Annotated in this window: 1 protein-coding gene; it reads right to left on the reverse strand. The window is 65.0% G+C overall.

Features of this window, described 5'->3' with window-relative positions; all coding sequences use genetic code 11:
- The coding region (locus AAFX91_RS41900) for a transposase (RefSeq protein WP_394570376.1) at nt 1-1,033 on the reverse strand (1,033 nt) is incomplete at its 3' end.
- Between the last annotated feature and the right edge of the window lie 31 nt (nt 1,034-1,064).

Here is a 1,064-nt window from a genome sequence, read left to right on the forward strand (position 1 = left end):
CGTGGCTGAAGCGCCCCTGCGCCGTCAGCCTGTCCGTGCGCTTGGCTTGCGGAACATAGGCGATGATCCCGGCGTCCTCGCAAGCCTTCAACTGCGCCCCGTTGTAGTAGCCGGTATCGGCCAGCGCCTGCAGCGTCTCGACGCCCAGGACCTCCTTTGCCGCCATCGCCGTCGGATGGAGCTGGCCGCTGTCGTTGCCATCATTGACGACGTCGCTGGCGACGATGAGTTTGTGCTTGGCGTCAACGGCGATCTGCACGTTGTAGCCGGCAACGCGCTGGCCGCTCTTTGCGAGCAGCCGGGCGTCGGCGTCCGTCGTCGACAACTGCGTCTGGCCGCTCCGTTCCAGCTCGGTGAGATCGGCCTTGGCCTGTGCGCGCCGTTCCATCAGCGCGGTGAATTTGTCCGCGATGTCGCCGCCGTCCCCCTTGCCGCCGTCGCCTCCATCGCAGGACGGCTTCGCCTCGGTGGCGTCGTTGGCCTCCAGCGCCTCGCCATAGGCCTCAATGTCGCGCTCGATCGCCGCCAGCTGCTCCGTCAGCCGCTTGCGCGTCTTGATGCTGCCCTTGCTGGCATCGCCATGGAAAAACGCCCCATCGATCGCCACCAGTTCGCCGCCCAAAAGCGAAAGCGCACGCGCCAACACCACGAACTCCCGGTTCGCCGCCTTCAACGCAGCCCAGTTCTCCTTGCGGAAATTGGCGATCGTCCGGTAGCCGGGCACAAGCCCCTTCAGCAGCCACATCAGCTCCAGATTGCGCCCCGCTTCCTGCTCCAGACGACGCGAGGAGCGGACCCGGTTGAGGTAGCCGTAAAGATAAAGCTTCAACAGGTCGGCCGGATCGTAGCTCGGCTGGCCCGCTCCCCCGCCGCCCCTGCTATGCCGGAAGCCCAGCCGCTCCAAGTCCAGCGTACAAACATACGCCTCAATCGCCCGCACCGGATTGTCCGGCCCCACATAGTCCTCAATCCGCGCCGGCAGAAGGCTGAGCTGATCCCGATCCACGCCGGTCTTGTAAAGACGATTCACCATCCGCGAATCGTACCTCAACTTCCCGAAATCC

The organism is Bradyrhizobium sp. 31Argb (assembly GCF_043638955.1).
Taxonomy (GTDB): Bacteria; Pseudomonadota; Alphaproteobacteria; order Rhizobiales; family Xanthobacteraceae; genus Bradyrhizobium.